General features: G+C 63.5%; 1 protein-coding gene and 1 pseudogene. Both read left to right on the top strand.

Annotated features, from left to right (window positions below; genetic code table 11):
• Window positions 1-187 (top strand): annotated as a pseudogene (locus CH285_RS12235) (S-(hydroxymethyl)mycothiol dehydrogenase); the annotation flags it as partial.
• Window positions 184-788, top strand: a 605-nt coding sequence (locus tag CH285_RS12230) for an MBL fold metallo-hydrolase (RefSeq protein WP_094660270.1), incomplete at its 3' end; no start/stop codon positions are given. The pseudogene CH285_RS12235 and the gene CH285_RS12230, both read left to right, overlap by 4 nt.

Below are 788 nucleotides of genomic sequence, written 5' to 3'. Positions count from 1 at the left end.
GTTGAAGTCGTCGTGGTACGGCGATTGCCTGCCGGAGCGGGATTTTCCGATGTTGGTCGATCTGTACGAGCAGGGTCGGTTGCCGCTCGAGAAGTTCGTGACCGAACGGATCGGTCTCGGTGATATCGAGGCGGCGTTCGAGAAGATGCATCAGGGCACGGTGCTGCGTTCGGTGGTGGTCCTGTGAGCGGGCAGTTGCGGGTCGAGAAGGTCGTCACGTCGGGGACGTTCGCGCTCGATGGTGGCGAGTGGGAGGTCGACAACAACATCTGGTTGGTCGGTGACGACGACGAGGTGGTGATCGTCGATGCTGCGCATACGGCCGGTCCGATCGTCGATGCGGTCGCCGGTCGGCACGTGCGGGCGATTGTCTGTACGCATGGTCACAACGATCATGTGACGGTTGCGCCGCAGTTGTCGGGGGAGTTGGATGCGCCGATTCTGTTGCATCCGGCCGACGATGTGTTGTGGGAGCAGACGCATCCGGGCATCGGTCATTCGGTGCTCGAGGACGGTCAGCGGATCACCGTCGCGGGGACGGAGATCGTGGCGTTGCATACTCCCGGTCATTCGCCGGGGTCGAGTTGTCTGTATCTGCCCGAGGCGGGTCAGTTGTTCTCGGGGGACACGTTGTTCTCCGGTGGGCCCGGGGCGACGGGTCGGTCGTATTCGGATTTCCCGACGATCATCGGCTCGATCCGGGATCGGTTGTTCGCGTTGCCCGCCGAGACCCGGGTCAACACCGGGCACGGAGACGGAACGAGTATCGGGGACGAGTCCCCGCACCT

Source organism: Rhodococcus sp. 05-2256-B1, assembly GCF_002258465.1.
GTDB lineage: Bacteria > Actinomycetota > Actinomycetes > Mycobacteriales > Mycobacteriaceae > Rhodococcoides > Rhodococcoides fascians.
The sequence above is the reverse complement of the archived record's forward strand: the minus strand, read 5'-3'. Positions and strand labels throughout refer to the sequence as shown.